This window comes from Bradyrhizobium sp. ISRA442 (genome assembly GCF_038085055.1).
Classification (GTDB): Bacteria; Pseudomonadota; Alphaproteobacteria; order Rhizobiales; family Xanthobacteraceae; genus Bradyrhizobium.
In genome coordinates this window covers 176,568-199,081 of record NZ_JALGCN010000011.1, presented here as the reverse complement: position 1 = coordinate 199,081, position 22,514 = coordinate 176,568, and the positions used below count along the sequence as shown (strand labels likewise).

Here is a 22,514-nt window from a genome sequence, read left to right as displayed (position 1 = left end):
CCAAAGACTGTCTAAAGCAGCATCCCATAGCCATTCGCCTGCAGCGCGAGTACGACCAGTAGGCCTGCGGCCAGGAAAGGCCCGAACGGAATCGACGTTCTTGCCGTGACGTCACCCCCGACAACCGGCAGGGAGAGGCAGACGGCCAGCGCCGTGGAGGTCGCCGCCAATAGCAGAACCGGCATGTCCGGGAGCCCGGTCCAGATCGTCGCAGCAGCGAGAAACTTGATATCACCAAGCCCAAGCCCTTGCATGCCGCGCCACCGGAAATAGAGGTGCCTTAGAAGCAGGAGCAGACCTCCGGTCAGCAGGCCCTGGGATGCTGCGATCAGGGCCGTCGAGTGGCCGTCGATGACGAGCACCCGCGCAAGCCCGAGCGCCGCGATCAAGCCGTTGATCCAGTCCGGGATGATGCCGTAGCGAAGGTCGGTCCAGATTAGCCATCCGCACGCGAGCAGGAGCAGCGTGTAAGAGATCGTGACCAGGTTGTTCATTCTCGGCTTGTCACGAACCATGCCGGTGTCATGAGATGCAGCTCGTTCACGAAGCGAGCGAGAGGCCGGCCATCATCAGCCCCACGGCGGCGATCCAGCCCCCGAGCGCCCGGATCGCGATCCCGCGCCAGACCATAGGGGATTCGGCTTGCCGAAACGCGACTGTGAGGGCCATGACGAGTGTTATCGCGGCATACCCGATGCAGCCCAGCCCGGCCGCAAACAAGAAGCGATCGGTCTCAGGCGCGAGGTCGCTGGCATTTGCCGCTCCGCGGATGACAGCCAGGGCGAACGCCATGGCGCACAGCAGAAGGATGGGAATACGCAGTGCCGCTGCAAGCAGCAGCCCGACCAGCAGCGTCATTCCAGCGTTTAGGGCTGAGCCTGCCGACAAGGCGCCAATGGCGTGGGCAGACAGCAGCCCAATCAGCAGTCCCAACGGGAATACCACCATAATCCAGCGGCCTCTTCCGGCTCCGAGCGATCCTGCCAGGACGCCAAGCGAGAACCACAAGACAAGATCTTGAAGGTCAGTCAGGGGATGGAGAGCTCCTGCGTAGAAATCGCCGAGCCGGGAAGAGACGATATGAGCACTCGCTGGCTGAATGCCTGCGACCAGCAGGCCAGCGGCGATGGACATCCGTCGGGTCGGAGCGCTCATGCCAGCGCTCCGATGCTGTGCGCAAGGAAATAGCCACCGAGGATGGCGATGACCACGCCAAGGCCCTGGATGAGGCGTTCTCCCGCAGACCATCGGGTCAATGCACCGATGAGGATTCCGCACAAGTGGAGCAGCCCGGTCGCGACGACGAAGCCGAGACCGTAAGCCAGAGGATTCGCCGAGGTCGGAAGCTCGGCTCCATGCGCGTGACCGTGAAAAATCGCAAAGACAGCTACGATGATGGCCGCCACCGCGAAGGGCAGGCGCAATCTCAGTGCTACCGCCGCGCCAAGCACCAGCGCGGACATAGCGATGACCGCCTCCGGTACAGGCAACGGCACCTTCAGGACACCAAGCACCCCGCCAAGCGCCATCACCAGCGGGAATGTGATTGGCAGCACCCAGATCGCCGGCGCGCCGAGTTGCGCACCCCAAATTCCGACCGCGACCATCGCGATGAGATGGTCGACGCCGGTCAGGGGATGTAGCAATCCCTGCGCCAAACCACCACCAACTCCCGCCTGCTCATGCGCAAATGCAGGCTGCGCCAGGGCCAGGATTGCGATAGCTGTCAGAGCATTGATGGTGTGTCGCGTGGACATCGTTTTCCATTGTGTTTTCATGGGAGCGCCAGAACGCGGACCAGCCGGCCAAAGAACCAGAACATGGAGATGGAGCCGATTGCATAGGCCGGGAGTGCTTCGCCCCAGCGCGGCAGGCCCGCGTTGAGCCGTCGATGCGCCCAGATCAGGGAGAGCACCAGCAGCACGAACAGGAGCTGTCCGATCTCGACGCCGACGTTGAAGAAGAGGAGGGCCCTGGGGAGCAGGCGAGGCTCGAGCCCAAGTCCAGCGAGAGCGCTGGCGAATCCGATGCCGTGAACGAGTCCGAAGGTAAAGGCCACGGCCCAGGGATAACGGGCGGTCAGCCCGGGATCGCCGCGCTGCTGTTTGACGATTTCGACGCCAACGAACACGATGCTGAGCGCAATGCAGGCATTGAGAGGCCGTTCCGGGATGCCGATTAGCCCCCACGCCGCCGCCGCAAGGGAGACGCTGTGCCCGAGCGTGAAAGCCGTGATGGTCTGCACCAATTTCCATCCGCCACCGACGATCCAGATCAGTCCGAGCACGAACAGCAGATGGTCCGCCCCAAGCAGGATATGGTCGATGCCGTAATTGACGTAGGTCCTGGCGAGTTCGATCCACGTCTGTAGCGTCGGAGCGGCCGTGCCCAGGACAGACACCACGGGATTGGCGGTCGATATCGTGTAACTGCGGGGCTCGCCGCTCAAGGGAAGGATCTTGATCAAGACGGCCGACATGTCGGCGCCGAGGTTGGTGATGGTGATCGGGCCGACCAACCCTTTCTCGCCGCAGTTCATCTCGGGCAGTCGCAGGAAGCAGTGGGGTGGTACCCGCAGGTCCACACGTGCGGCGCCGATCGACGGCTCCATGGTCCAGAGGCCGATGAATGCTCCGGGCCGGACCTCACGGAATTCGAGCACGCCGAGCGTAGCCTCATGCGCCTGGACATAACGAGGCAGGGCGAGCGCGACGAGAAGAAGCAAGATCGCCTGGCAGGCTCGGATCATCATTGCTCGTATCGCACCTTGTAATTGGCCTTGAGCCGGCCAACCGCCTCCCAGGCCTGCTTGCGCGTTTCTTCGGTGTGCCAGGTCCGTGCGGCCTCTTCGCGCACATCGTCGAAATTGGCGAGCTTGCCGGGGTGGCGGGAATCGAGCCGAGCGACATGCCAGCCGTCTTTCGACTGCAGAATGCCCCACTGTCCCTCCGGCATCGCTAGAAGCCCATCGCGGAAATTTTCGCCAAAGGAGGCGGCAAGGCTTACGACCGGACGTCCCAGTATGGCCCGGGTCTGCTTTCGCAATTCCTCGGATTCGTGTTGGCCCAGTATGTCGTCGAGCTGCTTCTGCGCGGTCGCCCGGTCCGTCGCTGGTGTCAGATAAAATCCCACGCGCTCCTGTTCGTCGAACCGCGCGTGGTTGGCGGCAAACCAGGCGCGGAGCTGCTCTTCGGTCGGTTGTGGAACGCGGACCTGATCGAATATCAGCAATTGCAGCTTGAATGCGACGCGGTCTCTGATCATGTCATCGCCCTTGTCGACACCAAGCGCCTTGCCTTCACGATAGAGAATCTCGCTGGCGACCCAGCTCTCGATCATCTTGTTGAGCTCCGCGTCGGATGGGACGCGCGCTTTGTCCTCGTCGAAATTGTCTATGAAGGACTGGCGCAGGGCTTTGGTCACGGTGATGACCTTGTCGTCCTTGGCCGGTGGATGCAGGACGGCGTCGGCGCCGAAAATCAACGATCCCAGCAGGGCAAAGTGTAGGAGCGGCTCTCGTGTCAGTGAGCTGATGACGTCGGGCAAGCTTAGTGATCGTCTCACCGAACGTCCTTCGATCGGACTGTCAGATCGATCGGACGGAGTGTTTCCAAGAATCTGTGTGGCGTTTGGCATCGCTGGCGTTGACATATTTCCTTCACATCTCTGACAGCCGCAACGGCGCGCAGCGGCTTATGCAGCGAAGCTCGCACGTTGTCACGCGCAAATCGCGCGAGCTCGTCGAGATAGACTGTAGACGTGAAGATCAGTTGGTGGATTTCTCAGGCGGAGGTACACGCGGAAACAAAACCTTCACGGAACTGTCTCCGAGTTCTGTTTTGGTTGCGCCACTGCAAAATCCGCACATCTTGGCTGCGGCGATTTGTTTTGAATTCCTGACTCGCACAAATCATCAAGGGGCGACTACATGGCTTCGTCTACGAAGAAAATCCTGCTGACGGCAGCGTCGGTCTCGTTGGCTTTGACGCACACGGCGCATGCCGATGACCGCGGCGAAGGGTTCGGACATCGGGGAAATCCTTACGTCGCCGGTGACATGCACAACCACAATACGTGCACCGATGGGTCCGTAGCGGCCGGCTATTCGATTGATCGCGCTGTTGCTACCGGCGTTGCGGCGGCGGGTGGCAATAATTTCGATCTCGACTGGTTCACGCTCGGCAATCACGGCGGCTCGGGCAATCGCGATTGCCGCTTCAGTGATACCAGCGCCAATATTCCGGGTGAGACCACGACGACCTGGAGCGACACGCTCGGCAAGACCATCGACGGCATTACGATCACCAGCCTGAAGGGCACGCCCAACGGCACCGGCACCAGTGCTGCAATGTGGCGCTGGCAGTCGATCCGTGAAGTTGAGTATCCAATCATCGTGGACCGCACCGCGATGTATAACAAGGTGCTGGTGGAAGGCCTCGAGTGGATTGTTCCAGGCCACGAACACACGGACGTCGCCGTCATTGCCGGGCAGAACCCGCGCGGCTACGGCAATGCCGACAAGATGGCTGAGTTCGAATATCGTTTCGATCGGGCCGATACCGATGCGATTGGCCCTGTCGATGTCGGCAACAGTCCGCTCTGGCCGGGCAAGGACAACGTGAACAATTCCGGCACCGCCGGTCACGGCAAGGCCCTTACGGGAATTCAGTGGCTGCAGGCAAATCACCCGCTGCAATCCTATGCAATCCCGACGCATACCGAGCGTCAGGGGCCGTTCAGCGCGTCGTCCAGCAAGGGCTACAACATCGAGCATTTCCGTGATTTCAACAATGCCGGTCCGACCGTGGCGTTCGGCATCGAATCTCCGGGCCACATGGCGCAGGGCACCATCACGGGTGGTTCGGGCTCTTATGAATCCAACGCGGTCGGCGGCGGCACCTACGGAATGTCCGGCGTTTACACCGCAAAGGTTGGCGGCCTGTGGGACGGCCTGCTCGGAGAGGGGCGCAACTTCTTCATGTATGTGAGCTCCGACTGGCACAATCGCGGTGCGGGCGGCGCGCGTGACTCGTTCACGACCTCCGACTTCATCCCCGGCGAATATACCAAGCTTTACGTTCCCAACCGCGAGCGCTTCAGTGCGCAGTCGATCGTCGACGGCATGCGTTCGGGCAATTCCTACTCGGTCAATGCCGACATCATTGGCCCGGATCTCGTGTTCCGCGCCAAGGCCCGCGGCGAAGATTGGAAGACGATGGGTGAAACGCTGGTCGTGAGACCCGGCGAGAGGATTACGCTCGAGATGGAGATGACCGTCCCGGCGAAGAACAACAGCCCGTACAGCTTCAACAACCCCCTCTTGCAGCAGGTTGGCATCAACCAGCCCCTCAACAAGCCGTATCTCGACCACGTTGACCTGATCACCGGGCAGATCACCGGGGTGATCCAGCCGGGCGCGCCGGGCTATGCCGTTCCGAACGCCGCCGGCGTGGCGGGTGCTTCGATCGTCTACAACCAGACGACCGTCATCGCTCAGCAAATTCCGACCAAGGACATGCATAGCGACAGAGAACGGAACGGTGCGACGCGTTACCGGTTCCGCACGACGTTCGTTGCAAGCGACAAGCCGATGTACATCCGTGCACGCGGCACGAACATTCCTGCCGCGACGCCGAATGTGACCGACACGCACGGCAATCCTCTGATCGACCTGACCAATGCCCAGGTTAGCTGCACGGATGCCGCCTGTCCTGCTCATCTTCAGACGGTCAACGGCGTGAAGAAGGTGACCTACGACGTTCAGGCCTATTCGAACGTCTGGTTCTATGCGAACCCGATCTTCATCCGGCCGGAAGGTACGCCGAAGCTTCTGGTGGAAAAGAATGCGGAACTCGCCGAACGGCTGGCCAGCCGCCGCGCTGATAACGACCACGATCACGGCCGCGATTAATCGCGGGTGGCGCGAACTGTAGACGGTTCTGGCGGGGGCCTCGCGGTGCCCCGCCAGAAAGTTTTCGACGAGACTCCTAATGCGATCCCTGCCCAAGCTTGATCAGATCCATGTTGTCGGGATTTAGTCGCCGAGCGTTCCTCCTTTTGCTCGGGCTTTCGAGCCTGGCATCGGGCACCCCAGCCCGCGCCGAGCCCGATCGCGAAGAGTGCGAACTTGCCGTGAAGGAAGCTTCCGCATTGGCCGCTGCTCTGCCGGCAGACAATCTGTCGCGATATTTTGCCGAGCGCGATCTCCATCAGGCCATGGTGGAGGCGCGGAATGGCGAATTCGATGATTGCCTCGAAATGGCGGCGCGTGCGGTTGAAGAGACCAGGGAGAGGCGGCACGAACTGCCGCCCGGTGAGAAGCTGAAAGTCCTCAGAGCCGACGAGTAGCCGCTGTCCACGCGAGCGAGTTTTTTGGCGCGCGATAGATCTCGTCTTTTGTCATCGCCATGTCATGTCCGGCAAATTATCGTCCGGCCATCTTTCAGCACGTTGGATCACGATATGGATCAGATCGAGGCTCTTTTTCCGATTCCGCTCATGCGCTCGCCGGGGCTCTTGAATCCCACGCTCAACGAAGCCGCCGTGGTGGCGATCCGCAATGCCCGTATCGAGGCCAATCTGCGATCCGACCAACTGTTCCACACCGAGGTGGCAGATCCGGGTAACAACAAACTCTTCCGGGAGATCGCGAACGTCGCGATCCCGAAGCTGGAAGAATTCGGCGTCCTGCTTTTCGGCGAAAAGCTCCGTTGGACGGTCAAGGAGATGTGGACCAACATGCTGGAGTCCGGAGGTAGCCAGACGCTGCATTCACATGCCAACAGCTTCATCTCGGGAATCTTTTACCTGACCCCGTCGCATCCGGCGTGCAAGACGGTCTTCGTGCGCCCGCCGGGCGGATTCGAATTCTCGTTTCGGCATCATACCAAGAGCGCCGCGGTCGGTCCCTTCAACGCCGGCAAATACGTGCTGCCGGAGGCCGAACCGGGAGATCTCGTACTGTTCCCGAGCTACGTCTATCACGAGGTGCCCAGGAATCAGGGACCGCAACGCATGACGATCGCCTTCAACGCAATGCCTGATCATCTCGATTGCTGGGGCTATCGGATCAGCTTCGCGCCCTAGGAGCCGCCGACCTGCGCGGCATCCGTCATCGTCCGAATTCGCGGATGAGCAGGTCCTTGGCATCCGTACGCAAGGGCGCGGCTTCGTCGATCGAGCGCAGGAGGCGCGCGGCGGCCGCGTGGTCGGACGCCATCAACGACTTTGCCATACCGATCAGAGGTGCGTAAGCCGGTTCGAACTCGGGACTGAGACGAATCGCGTCGAGCAATCCCGGAGCCGCGGCGGCGATCAGGGCTGCACCGCGGGGATCACCGGGTAACGCCGCGCCCGCTTCGATGAAGCGATTTCGCGCCTGCCAGTAGGCGGTCAGTCGGTCGCTCCAGATCTCATGCTCGGGCGCATCCAACAGTTCTGCTGCCTGGGGCCGAATGGAACGAATTACGGAGAGTAAGAGCGACCAGGGCGGTGCCGACAACGCACGAACGTTTCGCTGCGCGTCGAATGCGACGAAGGGATAGTCGTCCGTGTTGCGCGGACCCTCTCCGGCGAATGCAGCCAGAGCGCGTCGACCCCCAACAAATTGGCCAAGCAGATCGAGCGGCGTCTCGAATCCGAGGGGGCGAACGGCGGGGCGGACGCGGGGATCGAGCAGGCGGGACGCGAGCGCGCGAGAATCGACGCGGCCTCCGTTGCGGGGGCCGATCAGCGCCAGCATGGGCGTGCGGACGCTATAGTGGTTGAGCCATGCCGAGCCGTCGGGATAGACCTCAAGAAATGCCCGAATGATTGCGCGCAGGGACGGCAGATCAAGCTGGTAGAGCGGCAACCACTGGCAGAAGATGCCGCCGGGCGCCAATCGCTGCTTGATGGCTGCGAAATGCTCGACGGTGTAGAGCGACCCGCTTCCGTCGAGGGCCGGATGAAAGAGATCGGCGACAATCACGTCGTAGCTGTCGGAGTCGGCGGCCACGAACCGGCGTGCATCTGCGACGGTCAACCGAGGCGGTTCACCGGTGACTGCTGGATTGGCAAACCAGGGCAGCAGGTCGATGACCTCGCGCGACAGTTCGACCCCATGCACGTTGGTGCCAGGCATCTGCGCGCCCCCGACCACCGTCGCACCGGTCCCGATGCCTAGAAACAACGCCTTGTGCGGCCGCTCATGCAGCAGCAGCGGCAGCATGGCTTGGCGATAGTCGGAGCGGACGGAGCTCGTGCCTCCCATGCGGAAGCGACCATTGACTTCCAGATAGCGAGCACCCGTTGCATCATCCACGACGCTTGCGGTCGCCATAGGCCCTTCGCTGAGAGCGAGCAGCTTGCCCCCAGGAGGTATCTTGACGAGCGTTGGCGCAGGCCGAAGCAGCAGGACGAGAGCGATGCACGCTGGTATCGCTGACTGCAGCGCCGCAGCGCGCCGGAACGGGAGCAGGAGCAGGTAACCCAACGCGATCGGGATGAGCGAGGTCCAGGCGCCGAATGCTGGGATGAGGATTTGTGCCGTCGTTAGCGGAGCGATCGAGGCGCCTATGCTGTTGATGCCCACCGCCCAGCCGAGCGACCCGCGGCGGTCGCGCACTTGCTGGGCAAGGTGGCCGAACAGCGCCCCCATCGCGGTCGCCGGCAACAGGAACAACGCGATCGCGACCGCCAGCTCGCCAGCGATGCCAGCTTCGACAGCGGTCTCGGCAATTCCTGCAATGAAGGACGTGAGTACGGCGGTGATCAGGCAAGCGAGCGCCGCCGCGGCGAGTAGCCAGGCGAGGCTTCCGTCTCCGGCATTGCGCCCGGCCCGCTGCCAGAGGAGGCCTCCAGCCGCGGTGCCAAGCAAATAAGCCGCCAGAAGACCGGCGAATGTATACACCGTGTCCTGCATGACCTGTGCGGCAAGCCGGACCACAAGGACTTCGAACGCGATTCCGAGCAGACCGGTCGCGAACAGGGTAAAGCTGAGCCGCAAGCCGCCGAAGCCGTGTCGTATCGAGTCTTCGGTTTTGATCGTGCCGCGACCGGAGGTCGATCCGATCATCACTGCCGCGAGGGCGCACAGCCCATTCATTCCGGCAAGGCAGATCAGCGTGCCTGAAAATCCAAGCGAGGGAATCAGGAGAAAAGCGCAGGCGAGGGTACCGGCCACGGCACCAGCGGTATTTGCGCCGTAGACACCGGCGCTGACCTTTGCATCGCTGCGAGCTTCGCGGGTCATTCGCTCCAGTGCCGCGAGGGTCCCGCCCATGGCGACGGTTGCGGGCATGAGCGTGAGGGTCGGGAGTGCGAAGCTCGCCGCCCAGAGCAGCGCCGGCGCCGGCGTGGTGCCGAGCAAGGGAGCCATGACGCGGCCTGCAGCGGGAAGGAGCCAGATCGCGGTCAAGCCCCAGAGGCCGATCACGGCCTCGAGGATCGCATAGACATATCGCGGCGAAGATGCGCGACGGATCAAGCCGTCGAGGGCAAAGGCGCCAAGCGCGAGCCCGGAAAAAAAGCCGGCGATCGCCCCGAGAACCGCCATCATCTCGGTGCCGAGCGCGAGGCTGAGCTGGCGCGTCCACACGATCTCGTAGCCAAGGCCGGCAAATCCGGACGTCGCGACGATGGCTATCAGCGTCCAATCACGATCGGTCCGTAGGTCAGACCGCGAGGCAGATGTCTCATTGATGCCAGTCGTGATGGTAAAGTCACGTCTTGAGTGCCGCGCGTCGACATTCGCGTCGGATTGCATGCCGTCGTCCCTGGTTTACTGCGTGCGGCCGCTGACCTCGCGCCCATCTCACTCGGGGAGAAGAGGATGCAAGCGAGTGGATGAATGTCCTGCGATTATTGTCCGGCCAAGATGCCGGCGGCGATCGCATCAAAGCACCCGTTCGATCGCAGATTATTTCATCGATAATGACGGCCATTTGACAGCCGAGACAATGATCCCCAGATTGCCGATCGGTATGATGTTCATGAGCCGACATCATACTGTCGTGTCGGCCCGGTAGGAGCCCCATGACAGCGACCAGAAAACTCCGAACGGACCTCAGAGCCGAGCCGGGCAGACGTGGCGCTTTGCAAGCTTCGTAGGGGTAAGGGCGTGTCCGGCGGTTGGCGTCAGTTGTCGTTCGCAGCGATCCTGGTTCTCGCAGTTCAACAGTCGGCTTGGGCCCAGTCGCAGTCCGCCTCCGAGACATCGGGCCCGGACGTCACGGGGGCCACGAAGCCGACAGTCCTGCCACCAATCGCGGTCGAAGCGCCGAGCAAGCCCGTCAGGGTCAACCGGTCTTCCAGGCGCATCGTCAGGGCCGACGCGCGATCATTTCGACAACGAACCGCATCCGATCGAGAGCCCGCGCCGGTTGCCGGGTCCGGCGCACCCAACGCAGGCTCCGGCCCTGTCTCGCCGCCGAGCATGGCGAGTCAGATCACGGTGACCGGTGATACGATCAATGCGCGTCCGGTGGCGCGTCCCGGGGAAGTCCTCGAGGCCGTTCCCGGCCTGATCGTGACGCAGCATTCGGGCGAAGGCAAAGCCAACCAATATTTCTTGCGCGGCTATAATTTGGATCACGGCACCGACATGGCGATCTATGTCGACGACGTGCCGGTCAATATGCGCACCCATGCGCATGGCCAGGGCTACGCGGACCTCAATTGGCTGATGCCGGAAACGATCAACGCACTCGACGTACGCAAGGGGCCCTACTTCGCGGACGAGGGCGATTTCAGCTCTGTCGGCAATCTGCACATTTCGCTGATCGATCGCGTCGAGAAGAGCCTGGCGCAGGTCACTCTTGGCAGCTTCGGCTACAGGCGACTGTTCAGCATGGGCTCGAGCAAGGTCGGCGATGGAACGCTGCTCGTTGCAGGCGAAGCCGGGACTTACAACGGCCCGTGGGATAGTCCCGACGACACGCGCAAGCTGAATGGTCTGGTGCGCTATACCCAGGGAACGGCGCTGGATGGCCTGTCGATCACCGGCATGGCCTACACCAATCGCTGGAATTCGACCGATCAGATCCCGTTGCGCGCAATCACGTCCGGCGAGATCGGCCGGTTTGGGGCAATCGATCCGACCGATGGAGGCAACACCGATCGCTTCGCGCTCTCGGCGCGTATCGCGGGCACCGATGATGCGGGATCGTGGAAGGCGAATGCCTTCGCTGTGAAGAGCACGCTCGACCTCTTCAACAACTTCACTTATTTCCTCGACAATCCCGAATTCGGCGATCAGTTTCACCAGCGCGATGACCGCGTCATGGCCGGCGCCAATGCGTCGCGGACCGTCAACGGCTCATTCGCAGGCCGGCCAATGGAGACGACTTTCGGAATCCAAACCCGCTATGATGCCATTGGTCTCGCGCTGACGGACACCTACCAGCGCAGCTTCCTGTCGAACGTTCGCAGCGACCGGGTCGGAGAAGGTAGCGTTGGCATCTACGCCCAGAACACGGTCCGCTGGACCGACTGGCTGCGCACCACGCTCGGCTGGCGCGGCGATTGCTACGACGCTCACGTCACCTCGGTGTTCGACAGCAACAACTCTGGCCACGTCAACGCGGGGATCGGCAGTCCCAAATTCACCATGGTGCTCGGTCCGTTCAACAGGACCGAATTTTTCCTGGGCGCAGGCCTCGGTATGCACAGCAATGATGCGCGCGGTGCGACGATCACGGAAGCACCGGGCGATTCCGACACGAAGCTCTCTACTTCGCCTTTGCTGGTGCGAACCAGGGGAGCAGAGGTCGGGGTCCGCACCAAAATCATCTCAAATCTCGAGTCCTCGCTCAGCCTGTTCCTGCTTGACCAGGACTCCGAGATCGTCTTCAGCGGCGATGCCGGCGACACCTCAGCAAGCCGCCCAAGCCGGCGCTATGGCGTGGAATGGACCAACCATTTCCGGCCCCGTTCGTGGATCGAGTTCGACGCCGATCTCGCGATGACCCATGCCAGGTTCATCGGATATGACAGCGAGCAGGCCGCCGTTTACGATTCGCTTTTAGGATATCCTCTAGCCCAGATCGGCAATGCGCCGGGCAACTACATTCCCAATGCCCCCGAGGTCGTCGCGTCGGCAGGTGTGACGCTCGGCGATAGAACCGGCTGGTTTGGCGCGCTTCGCTGGCGCTATCTGGGATCAACTCCGCTGACCGAAGACAATGCGTTCCGCTCCCAGCCGATCAGCGTGGTCAACGGACGCATCGGCTACCGGACGGACAACGGCTGGCGCGTGCAACTCGATGTGCTCAACCTGTTCAATGCCAGAACAAGCCAGATATCTTATGCCTATGGATCACTGATCAAGTCCGACAGCTACTTCAATCTCTGCTATCCCGTGCAAACCGCTCCGGCCGCGGTATGCCAAAATGGGGTGATGGATTCCGTCATCCACCCGGTCGAGCCGCTCGCAATCAGGCTGACGGCCGCTGGGAGCTTTTGAGCTGGTCTAAGTCGTGCTTTGGCGAGATCGACGTCGCGTTTGGCCTTTGCCTGTGGTTTCTTCCGGAACGCATGCCGCACGTGAACAACATCGCCGATCGTGGTCAGGTAGATGATCGGGTAAGCGGATCCGGTAAGCGCCGGACGCCTGACTCGCAGCACTTTTCTGGGACACCTGCAGAACGTTCGGTCTGAAAGGCATTGCCGTGCTTTCAGCTCGTCGGCGCGGACGAAAATCGATCGAGGAACAGTGAGGTCGAATTGCACTTGCAATGTTGCTGCTGGCAATTCGAACTTCTTCACTGCGGCAAGGACACCAGCAGCGAAAAGCCACTCCAGGCGAGGAGATAACCGGCCGCAAACCCGCCGGTCGCGGCGAACGGATTGCCCTGCGTTTTCCCCCCGTTGACCCAAGCGGGCGTACATGAGGATCATGGGCGCTGCCGAGGGCGCCATCATTCCGACCATCATCACCGCCCACATCAAGAACACATATGCGAACTCGATCGCTCGCCATGGCTGGTTGGCCGGCAGCATGATTCCGATCCCATGCCGAACCCGGTCATGTCCATCCCGCCCATGTCCATGTCGTTGGCGAGCCAGAGCACATAGTTCCGTGCCAGCAGGACAATGATGCCGATCGCGCCGCCGATGACCCAGCGATCGCGGCGCAGCACGGTTTCCAGTATGCTGTCGGTCATTTGCGATTGACGTTGCCGGCCTTGTCACAGGCCAGCATCAGGAGTTGCATCAAGCCTGGTTCGACCAGCGGATCGGCGCATAGAGGCCGTTCTTGCCGGAATTATCCCAGCTCATGCCATGATCGCTGAACGTATTGCCGGAGGCGCCGACTGCCAACGCCATCTTGTCGGGGCTAACCGGATGGCCGATGTTCGCCCACATTTCCCCGCTCGGATGCATGGTGGGCAATGGATCGACGGACATGTGCAGAATGCCCGGGATTTCCGCGGACCGCGTCTTGCCGTCGATCCGGAATGTGATCGGAACCTTGCGCACGCCCAGATTCTTGCTGATCAGCGGTGTGAACGCAGCCATCGGACCACCGGCCGCGCCGGTGAAGATCGCGGCCAAAGCCTCGGTCTGCTCATCGTTGGCGCGCTGATCGATATAGGCGGCCACCGACCAATCTCCGTCTGCCATGACCCCAGGTGCGTGGAGGATGACCAGGACATTGAGCCCGTCGAGCGTGATATCGCCGTAGCGGCCGCTTTCGACGTGGAAGATCAGTGGTACGTTGCAGAAGCCCTCGGTCGGGCGCGAGGTCAATGGGGGCGCTGCCGATACGAGGCAGGGACACACGATGCTGCAACTGCAATTCTCGAAGTAGTCACCGGAAAGGTGCCATTGGATGTCCGCCATCGCTCTCTCCCGCTAGGCCGAACCCGATAGATTGTCTTCGAACGAGCTACGTGTGGTTGAAATTATGTCGCGCGGGACGGTATCGCAAGCCGATACCGTATCGATCCGCCGAGGACGGCGAGATGGACGACGTTGTTGGTAGGAAATGCACTTAAACTCCTTGCCCGTCTCCGCAAGTCATTGAAATCGCAGCAAATACGACCTCCTTCCGAGCGCGCCAATGGCAATAAGCTATTGATACGAAAAGTATTCTCGCGATGTCTCTCGCGTGTAGCTGCAATCAGCTCTAGCATCTAATTCGCGCAAATCTTCGCTGTTTGATTTTGCGTCTTGGTCCTCTGATCGTCGCTGCCTATGACCAGCAGAGACGCCGCGTTTCTCGAATTCGTCGAGCTTGGACTCAAGATCCTTTAGCTGGCTCTTGCAGATGAGGCAGTGGAGGCTGCGATAGAAGACGAGCGTGAGGTTCGTCGGCTTCTGGTGCAGGCATTGTCAGGTCTAGCCAAATCGGATGCCTAGTGCGATCGCGCACTGCGACCGCTATTCCACCGAAGGGCTTCCAATGGGACATGCCTGAACACTTCAGCCAATCGCTGTCGCCACGGCTGCCTCACCATCGAAAGCCGCCCCTCGAGATGAGCCACTTTCTCGCGCGCCGCCACGGTTTCAATGTTGGCTTTCAGCAGTTCGGCCAGCAGCTTGTTCGTGCGGTCGCACTCTCTCTCGAAGTCGCTCCGGTGACCGCCGGCAACGGTCTTCATCTCCAGGAGATCGGCCTGCAACGTCGCAATGTGTTCCTTCAGGGCGGTGACCAGGTCGTGACCGGGCGGCGTTTGGGACGCTCGCGTGACAGGAGAATGGTTGATCTCGGTGAGGTCGACCTGCACCAAGGTCTTACCATCATTCGAGCGGGAGCGGGGCAGCCGATGCCGCTTCACCAGTGCTCTGGCCGCCTCCGGCGAAATTTTGAGTCTTTCGCCCAGCTCTGCGTAAGTCAGCATCTCGACGGGCATGATGGTCGCTTCCGGCTGGCCGGGCGGTCACCACCCGGACATGGCAAACGATAGCGCCCCCGAGTTAACGGGCGGTTTACTACGCTTGCGGGGACGCAACGAGCCGACAATCTCGCTCGATCCCAGCGACCGGGCAAACCAGCCGTTCACGGTGAGCGGGCCGCTTCAGCCATATTCCTCGCCGATCCCGTATTCCCGGTAGATCTCCAGCGGATCGAGGTCGGGGAATAACCGGCACTTGGCCTGGGCGAGGTGCAGGCTCACCGTCGCCGGCTCCTTGCCGTTCGACAGCATTTTGCGGATGTCGTCCATATGCGCGCGCGGCTGGTGCTTTGCCTCGAGCTGCTCCAGCGCGACCAGCGCGGTCGCGAGCGCCTCGGTGAGGACCCATTCGTCGTGGCCCGTGATTCCCTTTTTCGGCATCGGCAGACCCCACATGCGGTGGCACCGGCAGTGTATCCCGGCTTGCGCCGAATCTCCATTGAGCCGTTGCTTGCGCGGAATGGGCGCGGACCAGGCGGCCGGCTCTCCGCTCTGTCTCTGTCTTGCTTTATGGCCGAGCGTAGATAAAACGCCGCCCTGCCGGCCGGTCTTATCTTTGTTGCAACAAAGTGGGCGTAGACCTGCCCGCGCGGCATTCGGGCCGGCCGTTCCGGCCCCGGACCGACTTCCCCGAAATTCGAGAGCGCGATCCGGTTGCGCCGTCCTTGAGGCTGGAGCCAGCATGGCCTTTCTGAGCATCCTCTACCGCTTCATCACCAACTTCGCGTTTATGGCGGTGGTCTATTTCAGCCTGAACTTCATGGAGAAGTATCCGAACCGGGCGATCCTCGCGATCCTGGTGCTGGTCTATACCGCCATGCGTGCGGGCTCGACGCTGCGCGCCTTCTATTTCTTCCAGAAGATCGAGAAGCTCGAGGCCGAGACCAGGCGCCTGCAGGCCCCGATCAACGACGGCTCGGGCGGAACCTCGACGCGCAAGCAGATCGTGACCGACGTTGCGCGGCTGCGCCGCGACGGCGAGCTGAAGTCCTATATGGACCTGTTCTTCCTGGCGCTGATCGTGCTGCTTTGCGTCGCCAACATCGTGCGGCAGTAGACGCCTACTGCGGCCGCTTCTTCAGGCTGGCAAGGCGCGTCGGACGGGGCGCTGTGCCCCTGACCTGCGGCGCGCGCTTTGCTGCGGGGGCGGCATGCGCGGTCTGACGGTTGTGCGATGAAGCGGCGGCCTTGCCTTTGTGGCCGCGGGCATTCGCGCGCGCCGCACTGGAGATCTCGGCTGCAGCCATCCGCGTCGCGGCGCGCCGGGACAGTGTCGTCGACAGCAGGACCTCGATCGAGCCCTCCGGGATCGCGAACAGGTCGCGCTCGGGCACGGGCAGGGTGGCGGCGATATTCGCCAGCGCCTTCGTCCGGCGCGGCAGCGGCGATTGATCGGACGGCATCGCGTTGAGGTCGGCGAGGCTCGGCGCCGGAAGCGTCCTCGTCTGCGTGAACACGAAATTCGGAACGCTCGGCCAGCGCGCGATCGGCACGGTCTCCGACGGCGGATGCAGCAGCCATTCCACCGGCTCGGTCGGCGTCGCCGGCCGGTCGGCGGTCGCGGGCACCACGTGCACGATGCGATAGCCGCGCGCCTTCAGGTCGCGGATGATTTTTGGCAGCGCCGCAACCGTGCGGGGCTGGATGTCGTGCAGCAGCAAGATGCCCTTGCCCTTGGCCTCGAGCCGCTGCATTGCGAGCTGGTAGACGCGATCGGACGACACGTGCCGCCAGTCGTCGGCCGGGAAGTCGGCGCTCCAGACCTGGATGCCGCGGGAGATCAGGTAGTTCTCGACGCCTTCGGCGCGCAGCAGGCCGGGAATGCGGAAGAACGGTGCCAGCGCGGACGGATCGGTCATCGCGGCCGTGGTCCATTCGATGCCGCCATTGATCTCGGCCTCGGCCTTCTCGATCGGCATCTTCTGAAACGTCAGGGGATGGGTCATGCTGTGGGTGCCGACGGTGTGGCCCGCCGCCACCAGCTTGCGCACGCCTTCCGGGTTGGCCTTGGCCTGGCCGCCGATGATGAAGAAGGTCGCCTTGATGCATTCATCGGCCAGGATCTGCAGTACCTGGTTCGAGTATTTCGGCAGCGGACTGTCGTCGAAGGTCAGGACCACCTCATGATCCTTGAGCGGCAGCGTCTCGCGGTACTGCATGGTGCCGATACGCGGATGCTGGCGCGGATCGACGACCAGGGTGCGGGAGGTGCCGAGCGCGTCCGGGTGGCCGGGACAGTTGGCCGCATAGGCCGCCGGCGAAGCGGCGGTCAGGAAACCCAACACGCCACCAAAGCACAGGACGATCCACGATCGCGTCCGGACAGAAACGCTACTCCCGATCATGAATCCCGTCTGCCTCCATGCGCGTTGCGGATGTGTCCAACGTTGGTCGGAGACGGCCCGAAACGGTTCAGGCGCAGGTCCCCTGTCATCATTGCATAGCCTAGCATGAACAGGGGCTTAACACGCCCATTTTACCCCATTTTGCGCCTGGCGTGACATTCCGGCATCAACGCGCGTCGGCGCTCTTCTGCGTCGGCGCTGCCGAGACCACGTGGACGACGCGGTAGCCATTCTCCCGCAAATAGCGCAGGAAGGCTGGCATGATCGCAGCCGTGCGCGCCTTCGGGTCGTGGAACAGGATGATACCCTTGCCGGCGGCGGCAAGGCGCTCGGTCACGAGCTTCAGCTCCTGCTCGGGGGTTATCTCGTTCCAGTCGCTGGCCCAGAGATCGGCCCCGAACACGACGATGCCGCGCGACTGCAGCAGGTCGAGCTGCGCGGGCGTCGACTCGAAATAGGGGAAGCGGAAGAACGGCGTCGATGGCGTCGTCGTCGAGCTGCCGTGCAGGGCCATCTCATCGGCAGCGATACCTCGATCGATCTCGCTCTTCGCCTTCTCGAGCGGGATCCGCGCCATGAACGGATGCGACCAGGTGTGATGGCCGATGGTGTGGCCCTCGCGCACGATCCGTTTCACCATCTCGGGATGCTCGGAGGCGTGCAGGCCGATCAGGAAGAAAGTGGCGCGCACGCATTCCTGCGCCAGCGCGGCCAGCACCTTCGACGTGGTCGGCGGATACGGGCCGTCGTCGAAGGTGAGCACGACCTCGTGATCGGCCAGCGGCAGCGTCTGCGGAAAGCTCTTCAGGCCGATGCGCGGGGTCGCCTTGGCGTCGACGCTCAGCACGCGCGAGGTGCCGAGCGCATCCTTGCGCGGACAGTCGGCGGCCTCGGCCAAGCCGGCGCCGACGAGTGCGGCGATGACCGCGCCCATCGACATCAGGATCCATTTCGGCCGACGTATCTTTGCCATTGCGCTTGCAGTTGCCTTGTGTATTGCCTGAGCCGATAGCCCAAACCACCTGATCCACCTGTCAAACGGCGAGGCGCGCCATGGATGAACAAATGGACGTTGCCCCATCCGCCGCGGCCTCGGTACTCGACCACGTGCCGATGCGCAATGAAGAGGGCGAAATTCGGCACGAATTCGTCGAGGAGATTGCGCGCGCGATCGAAGCCGGCGACTCGACTCTGCTTCGGGCCATCGTCGGCGAGCTGCACGAGGCCGATCTCGGCGATCTGATCGGGGCGCTCGAACCCGACAACCGTGTCCGCCTGGTCGAGCTGACGGGACGCGATTTCGACTTCTCGGCGCTGAACGAGGTCGACGAGGCGGTGCGCGAGGAGATCCTCGAGGAGCTGCCGCCGGAAACGGTCGCCGAGGGCGTTCGCGAGCTCGAATCCGACGACGCGGTCGAACTCCTGGAGACTCTCAACGCCGCGGACCAGGAAGAGATCCTGGAGAAGCTGCCGCTGCCCGAACGCGTCGCGCTCGAGCGCAGCCTGCTTTATCCGGAGAACTCCGCCGGCAGGCGGATGCAGACCGAGTTCATCGCCGTGCCCCAGGATTTCACCGTCGGCCAGGCGATCGACTACATGCGCGAGACGCCGGATCTGCCCGATCGCTTCTACGAGATCTACGTGGTCGACAAGGAGCAGCATTGGCAGGGCGCCGTGCCGCTCGACGTGCTGCTGCGCGCGCGCCGCCCCGTTCCGCTCGCCGACCTCTGCGACGAGGATCGCCGCCGCGTCTCTGTCCTGGAGGACCAGGAGGAGGTGGCGCGCATGTTCGGCAAGTACAACCTCGTCGCCGCGCCCGTGCTCGACACCCAGGATCGTCTCGTCGGCGTCATCACCGTCGATGACGTCGTCGACGTCATCGAGGAAGAGGCGGACGAGGACTTCAAGGCGCTCGGCGGCGTCACCAGCGACGAAGAGCTGTCGGACAAGGTGCTGACGATTGCGCGCGGCCGCTTCAACTGGCTCTTGGTCAATCTTGCCACCGCGTTCCTGGCGTCCTCCGTGCTCGGCCTGTTCGAGGGCCAGCTCGAGAAGATGGTGGCGCTCGCCGTGCTGGCGCCGATCGTGGCGAGCCAGGGCGGCAACGCCGCGACCCAGACCATGACGGTCGCGGTGCGCGCGCTGGCGACGCGCGAGCTCGGCTCATCCAACGCCTGGCGCGTGGTGATGCGCGAGAGCCTCGTCGGCCTCGTCAACGGCCTCGCCTTTGCCGTGATCACGGGAATTGCCGCAGTGGCCTGGTTCAAGATCCCGGGCCTCGGCATCGTGATCGGGCTCGCCATCATCTGCAACCTCGTCGCCGGCGCGCTCGGCGGCATTCTGATCCCGATGGGGCTCGACCGCGTACGAGCCGATCCGGCGGTGGCGTCCGGCACCTTCGTCACCACGGTGACCGATGTCGTCGGCTTCTTCTCCTTCCTCGGCATCGCGACGCTCTGGTTCGGTCTGAAGTAGGGAAGTTTGAGCCACTTCCCTCCCAACGGTCGTCATTGCGAGCGCAGCGAAGCAATCCAGAATCTTTCCGCGGGGACAGTCTGGATTGCTTCGCGGCGCTCGCAATGACGGAGTGTGAGCAATGGCAGCCCTATCGTTAATCCGAACTTAAGCGGCCTCGCGCATGATTCCCCCGGCTTAGGGGATGAACATGCGGTTGCGGCTGAAGGCGGACGGACGGATCGTCGAATTGCGGAACGGGCAGGAATTTCCGGTGCAGCCCGCAGGTCGGAGTGCGCCGGGCGAGGCAAGCGCGCTCGAGACAGCTCCGCTCGCGGTGCGCGACCTGCGCCGCCGCGCCTGTCTCACCCAGATGGAGTTCGCCGCCAAGTTGGGGGTTCCCGTCGAGACCATCCGCAACTGGGAGCAGGGCAAGCGCGCCCCGCGCGGTCCTGCCCGGGCACTGCTCGCGGTCATCGCGCATGCGCCGGACACGGTGTTCCAGGCGCTCGCCAAGGTCTGACGGCAAGATAACCCATCAAGACCTCGTCAGTCTGATCTGGATATCCCGTCGGCGTGCCGCCGCCTCGGTTGGCAGTGCCATGGGCGAGGTCCATAATGGCTACGGGGGGCGAACGTGGAATCGGATTCCTCATGCTGTTCGTCGAGGCCAATGGCGCAAAGATCCCGGCGATCGGGCTAGGGACGTGGGAGTTGAGCGGCCGCACCTGTGCGCGCGTGGTCGAGCAGGCGCTGCGGCTTGGCTACCGTCACATCGATACCGCGCAGGTCTATGAGAACGAGCGCGAGGTCGGCGATGCCTTACGCGCCTCCGGCGTGCGCCGTGACGACGTGTTCGTGACCACGAAGGTCTGGACCAATCATTTCGCGCCCCACGACCTGGAGCGCTCGGTCAAGGAGAGCCTGGCGCGGCTGCGGCTCCCGTCCGTCGACCTGGTGCTGCTGCACTGGCCCAATTCGCACGTGCCGCTGGCGGAGACGATGGGGGCGCTGGCGCACGCCAAGCGTATGGGCCTGACACGGCACATCGGCGTCTCTAACTTCACCGTGGCCCTGATCGAGCAGGCGGTCGCGCTTTCGCCGGAGCCGCTTGTCTGCGACCAGGTCGAATATCATCCTTATCTCGATCAGACCAAGGTGAGAGCGGCCTGCGACCAGCACGGCCTTGCGCTCGTCGCCTACAGTCCGATCGCCAAGGGCCGCATCAAGACCGACCAGACGTTGGCCGAAATCGGCCGCGCGCACCGCAAGACCCCGGCGCAGGTCTGCCTGCGTTGGCTGGTGCAGCAGAATGTCGCCGCGATCCCCCGGACCTCGCGCGTCGAGCGGCTATCGGAGAACATCGAGATCTTCGATTTCGAGCTGTCGGACGAGGAGATGAGCTGGATTTCCGGGCTCGCGCACCCCAGGGGCCGCCTGACCGATTTCGGCTTCGCGCCGAAATGGGATTGAGGGGTCGGTCGGGTATGCTAGGACCGACGCGGCAACCCAAGATCAGGCAATGGAACTGCGGCGGATCATACGGACGGACATTGCAGCGTCGGCGATCGCGCATCTGACGCTGGTGGGGCTGATCATCCTGATCAGCGAAGTTCATCCGTTCCATGCCGCGCCGCCCGAGACGGTCTCGGTCGACATCGTCACGCCGGAGCAGGTGCAGGAGCAGGTTAAAGAGCAGGAGGCCAAAGAGGAGGCGAAAGAGAAGCCGCCTGAGCCGCCGCTCCCCGACCTGAAACTGCCCAAGATCGATTTCCAGGAAAAGGCGGAGGCGACCGCGCCGCCGGCCAAGCCGTCGGCGCCAGCACCATCGCCGTCACCGGCACCGCAGGCATCGCCCGAACCGCAGCGGCAGCAACCGCAGCCGCAGCCCTCATCGGCGCCGAAGCAGCGCGAGGCCAATGTGCAGCCGCAAGCCCAAGTGACGCCGCAACCGCAGGCAGCGCAGCAACCCCAGCCCGCGCAGCAGTCTCAGTCCACGCAGCAGCCACCGCCGTCCGTGCCGCCAGCCGACAAGCCGGCCTATGCGCCTCCGGAGCCCGACGTCACCGTTAAATACGGCGTCATGCTCGGCCTGCCGCCGGACTTGTCGCTCGCGCCGAAGGACGCGCCCAAGGACGACGGCGGCGATGCCAAGGATTCGATTGCGGCCAAGCTTCCGCCCGAGGTCATCGCGGAGTTTCGCCGCCATTTGAGGAGCTGCGCAAAACTGCCGGCCGGGGTGGCACCGGGCGACAACGTGCACATCAAGCTGCGCGCGGTGATGGCCACCGACGGCACGCTGGCGCGCGCGCCGATCCTGATCGAGGCCAGCGCATCGGCCAAGGGCCCGCTGCTGATGCAGTCAGCGATGCGCGCGCTCCAGGCCTGCCAGCCCTACAAGATGCTGCCGGCCGACAAGTACCAGGAATGGAAAGTGATGGACCTTCCGTTCACGCCGCGGGATTTCGGGTCGTAGGTTGTTGCCTAGGGCCGCCAATGGTCACAGGCTTTCAGCAATGAGCTTCCTGATTTCCCGGACTGTACTCGTTAAGAGGCGCGCGTGCTCTTTTGGAATTTCGGTGAGGTTCCTGTCCAAAATGTCAGCATTAACGTCTTCCAGCACGCCCCATTGCTTGAGGAAGGCATTCTTCCACTGTGCATCCACACCTTCGAGGGCGCTTTGAAGTCCATCCAAGCTCGACACAAGGTGAGGCAAATCGATCGCGCCTTTGTCAAATGCGTCGAGCTTTTCAATCATGCGGCTGAGTTGCCGAGCGTTGTACTCCGCAATCTTTTCCTCATGGAACTCCCTGACGAAGAGCGGAGCGAAACCCATCCT

General features: G+C 62.8%; 23 protein-coding genes. 9 read left to right on the top strand and 14 right to left on the bottom strand.

Annotated features, from left to right (window positions below; genetic code table 11):
• Nucleotides 1–11: 11 nt before the first annotated feature.
• Genes MTR72_RS23595 through MTR72_RS23575 form a run of 5 tightly spaced genes read right to left on the bottom strand, consistent with a single transcriptional unit; the run spans nt 12 to nt 3,546 of the window.
• Nucleotides 12–494, bottom strand: coding sequence for an A24 family peptidase (locus tag MTR72_RS23595; protein ID WP_341511136.1), 483 nt, complete (start codon nt 492–494; stop codon nt 12–14).
• A 46-nt stretch (nt 495–540) separates the two neighbouring features.
• A complete protein-coding gene (locus MTR72_RS23590) occupies nt 541–1,155 on the bottom strand; it encodes a HupE/UreJ family protein (RefSeq protein WP_341511135.1) in 615 nt (204 codons plus the stop codon).
• A complete protein-coding gene (locus tag MTR72_RS23585) occupies nt 1,152–1,757 on the bottom strand; it encodes a HupE/UreJ family protein (RefSeq protein WP_341511212.1) in 606 nt (201 codons plus the stop codon). Before MTR72_RS23585 ends, MTR72_RS23590 begins: the two co-directional genes overlap by 4 nt.
• A 17-nt stretch (nt 1,758–1,774) precedes the next feature.
• A complete protein-coding gene (locus MTR72_RS23580; protein WP_445819626.1) occupies nt 1,775–2,749 on the bottom strand; it encodes a HupE/UreJ family protein in 975 nt (324 codons plus the stop codon).
• A complete protein-coding gene (locus MTR72_RS23575) occupies nt 2,749–3,546 on the bottom strand; it encodes a peptidylprolyl isomerase (RefSeq protein ID WP_341511133.1) in 798 nt (265 codons plus the stop codon). The genes MTR72_RS23580 and MTR72_RS23575 overlap by 1 nt, the downstream gene beginning before the upstream one ends.
• 382 nt (nt 3,547–3,928) lie before the next feature.
• Here MTR72_RS23575 and MTR72_RS23570 point away from each other — a divergent pair, with 382 nt between their 5' ends.
• From MTR72_RS23570 to MTR72_RS23560, 3 genes are all read left to right on the top strand, one after another.
• Nucleotides 3,929–5,911 carry a hypothetical protein gene (locus MTR72_RS23570; RefSeq protein ID WP_341511132.1) on the top strand — a complete coding sequence of 661 codons (1,983 nt, stop codon included), beginning with the start codon at nt 3,929–3,931 and terminating at the stop codon, nt 5,909–5,911.
• A 221-nt stretch (nt 5,912–6,132) separates the two neighbouring features.
• Nucleotides 6,133–6,348 carry a hypothetical protein gene (locus MTR72_RS23565; RefSeq protein WP_341511131.1) on the top strand — a complete coding sequence of 72 codons (216 nt, stop codon included), beginning with the start codon at nt 6,133–6,135 and terminating at the stop codon, nt 6,346–6,348.
• Between the two features lie 114 nt (nt 6,349–6,462).
• Entirely contained in the window at nt 6,463–7,086 is a 624-nt protein-coding gene (locus MTR72_RS23560; RefSeq protein ID WP_280970425.1) for a putative 2OG-Fe(II) oxygenase, read from the top strand.
• 25 nt (nt 7,087–7,111) lie between these two features.
• Here MTR72_RS23560 and MTR72_RS23555 read toward each other — a convergent pair whose 3' ends face one another.
• Complete coding sequence (locus MTR72_RS23555) at nt 7,112–9,745, bottom strand: spermine/spermidine synthase domain-containing protein (protein WP_341511130.1); 2,634 nt, start codon at nt 9,743–9,745, stop codon at nt 7,112–7,114.
• A gap of 669 nt (nt 9,746–10,414) precedes the next feature.
• On the opposite strand from MTR72_RS23555, the gene MTR72_RS23550 reads away from it, so the two are divergent.
• On the top strand, nt 10,415–12,442 hold the full coding sequence (locus tag MTR72_RS23550; RefSeq protein ID WP_341511129.1) for a TonB-dependent receptor: 2,028 nt from the start codon (nt 10,415–10,417) through the stop codon (nt 12,440–12,442).
• On the opposite strand, the gene MTR72_RS40535 is transcribed toward MTR72_RS23550, so the two are convergent.
• The 5 genes from MTR72_RS40535 to MTR72_RS23530 all read right to left on the bottom strand — a co-directional run bounded on the left by MTR72_RS40535 (nt 12,331) and on the right by MTR72_RS23530 (nt 15,257).
• Nucleotides 12,331–12,876: a hypothetical protein gene (locus MTR72_RS40535; protein ID WP_445819625.1), complete on the bottom strand. Its 546-nt coding sequence runs from the start codon at nt 12,874–12,876 to the stop codon at nt 12,331–12,333. The genes MTR72_RS23550 and MTR72_RS40535 overlap by 112 nt on opposite strands.
• 47 nt (nt 12,877–12,923) lie before the next feature.
• A complete protein-coding gene (locus MTR72_RS23545; RefSeq protein WP_280970428.1) occupies nt 12,924–13,142 on the bottom strand; it encodes a hypothetical protein in 219 nt (72 codons plus the stop codon).
• A 49-nt stretch (nt 13,143–13,191) separates the two neighbouring features.
• Entirely contained in the window at nt 13,192–13,821 is a 630-nt protein-coding gene (locus MTR72_RS23540; RefSeq protein WP_280970429.1) for a DUF1326 domain-containing protein, read from the bottom strand.
• 515 nt (nt 13,822–14,336) lie between these two features.
• Nucleotides 14,337–14,834, bottom strand: coding sequence for a hypothetical protein (locus MTR72_RS23535; RefSeq protein ID WP_341511128.1), 498 nt, complete (start codon nt 14,832–14,834; stop codon nt 14,337–14,339).
• A 165-nt stretch (nt 14,835–14,999) separates the two neighbouring features.
• Entirely contained in the window at nt 15,000–15,257 is a 258-nt protein-coding gene (locus MTR72_RS23530) for a hypothetical protein (RefSeq protein WP_280970431.1), read from the bottom strand.
• 301 nt (nt 15,258–15,558) lie between these two features.
• Between MTR72_RS23530 and MTR72_RS23525 the strand changes: the two genes are divergently transcribed.
• The gene (locus MTR72_RS23525; RefSeq protein WP_341511127.1) at nt 15,559–15,933 is read left to right on the top strand and encodes a hypothetical protein; all 375 of its coding nucleotides are present in this window, start codon (nt 15,559–15,561) and stop codon (nt 15,931–15,933) included.
• A 4-nt stretch (nt 15,934–15,937) separates the two neighbouring features.
• On the opposite strand, the gene MTR72_RS23520 is transcribed toward MTR72_RS23525, so the two are convergent.
• Together MTR72_RS23520 and MTR72_RS23515 are read right to left on the bottom strand one after the other, a co-directional pair.
• On the bottom strand, nt 15,938–17,221 hold the full coding sequence (locus MTR72_RS23520) for a polysaccharide deacetylase family protein (RefSeq protein WP_341511126.1): 1,284 nt from the start codon (nt 17,219–17,221) through the stop codon (nt 15,938–15,940).
• 166 nt (nt 17,222–17,387) lie between these two features.
• A complete protein-coding gene (locus tag MTR72_RS23515) occupies nt 17,388–18,161 on the bottom strand; it encodes a polysaccharide deacetylase family protein (protein WP_341511211.1) in 774 nt (257 codons plus the stop codon).
• Nucleotides 18,162–18,274: 113 nt separating this feature from the next.
• Between MTR72_RS23515 and mgtE the strand changes: the two genes are divergently transcribed.
• From mgtE to MTR72_RS23495, 4 genes are all read left to right on the top strand, one after another.
• Complete coding sequence (gene mgtE / locus MTR72_RS23510) at nt 18,275–19,696, top strand: magnesium transporter (protein WP_280970434.1); 1,422 nt, start codon at nt 18,275–18,277, stop codon at nt 19,694–19,696.
• 184 nt (nt 19,697–19,880) lie between these two features.
• On the top strand, nt 19,881–20,198 hold the full coding sequence (locus MTR72_RS23505) for a helix-turn-helix domain-containing protein (RefSeq protein WP_341511125.1): 318 nt from the start codon (nt 19,881–19,883) through the stop codon (nt 20,196–20,198).
• Nucleotides 20,199–20,329: 131 nt separating this feature from the next.
• A complete protein-coding gene (locus MTR72_RS23500; protein ID WP_341511124.1) occupies nt 20,330–21,148 on the top strand; it encodes an aldo/keto reductase in 819 nt (272 codons plus the stop codon).
• 49 nt (nt 21,149–21,197) lie between these two features.
• A complete protein-coding gene (locus MTR72_RS23495) occupies nt 21,198–22,151 on the top strand; it encodes a hypothetical protein (RefSeq protein ID WP_341511123.1) in 954 nt (317 codons plus the stop codon).
• Nucleotides 22,152–22,175: 24 nt separating this feature from the next.
• Here the strand turns inward: MTR72_RS23495 and MTR72_RS23490 are convergent, their stop codons facing one another.
• On the bottom strand, nt 22,176–22,511 hold the full coding sequence (locus MTR72_RS23490; RefSeq protein ID WP_341511122.1) for a hypothetical protein: 336 nt from the start codon (nt 22,509–22,511) through the stop codon (nt 22,176–22,178).
• Nucleotides 22,512–22,514 lie beyond the last annotated feature (3 nt).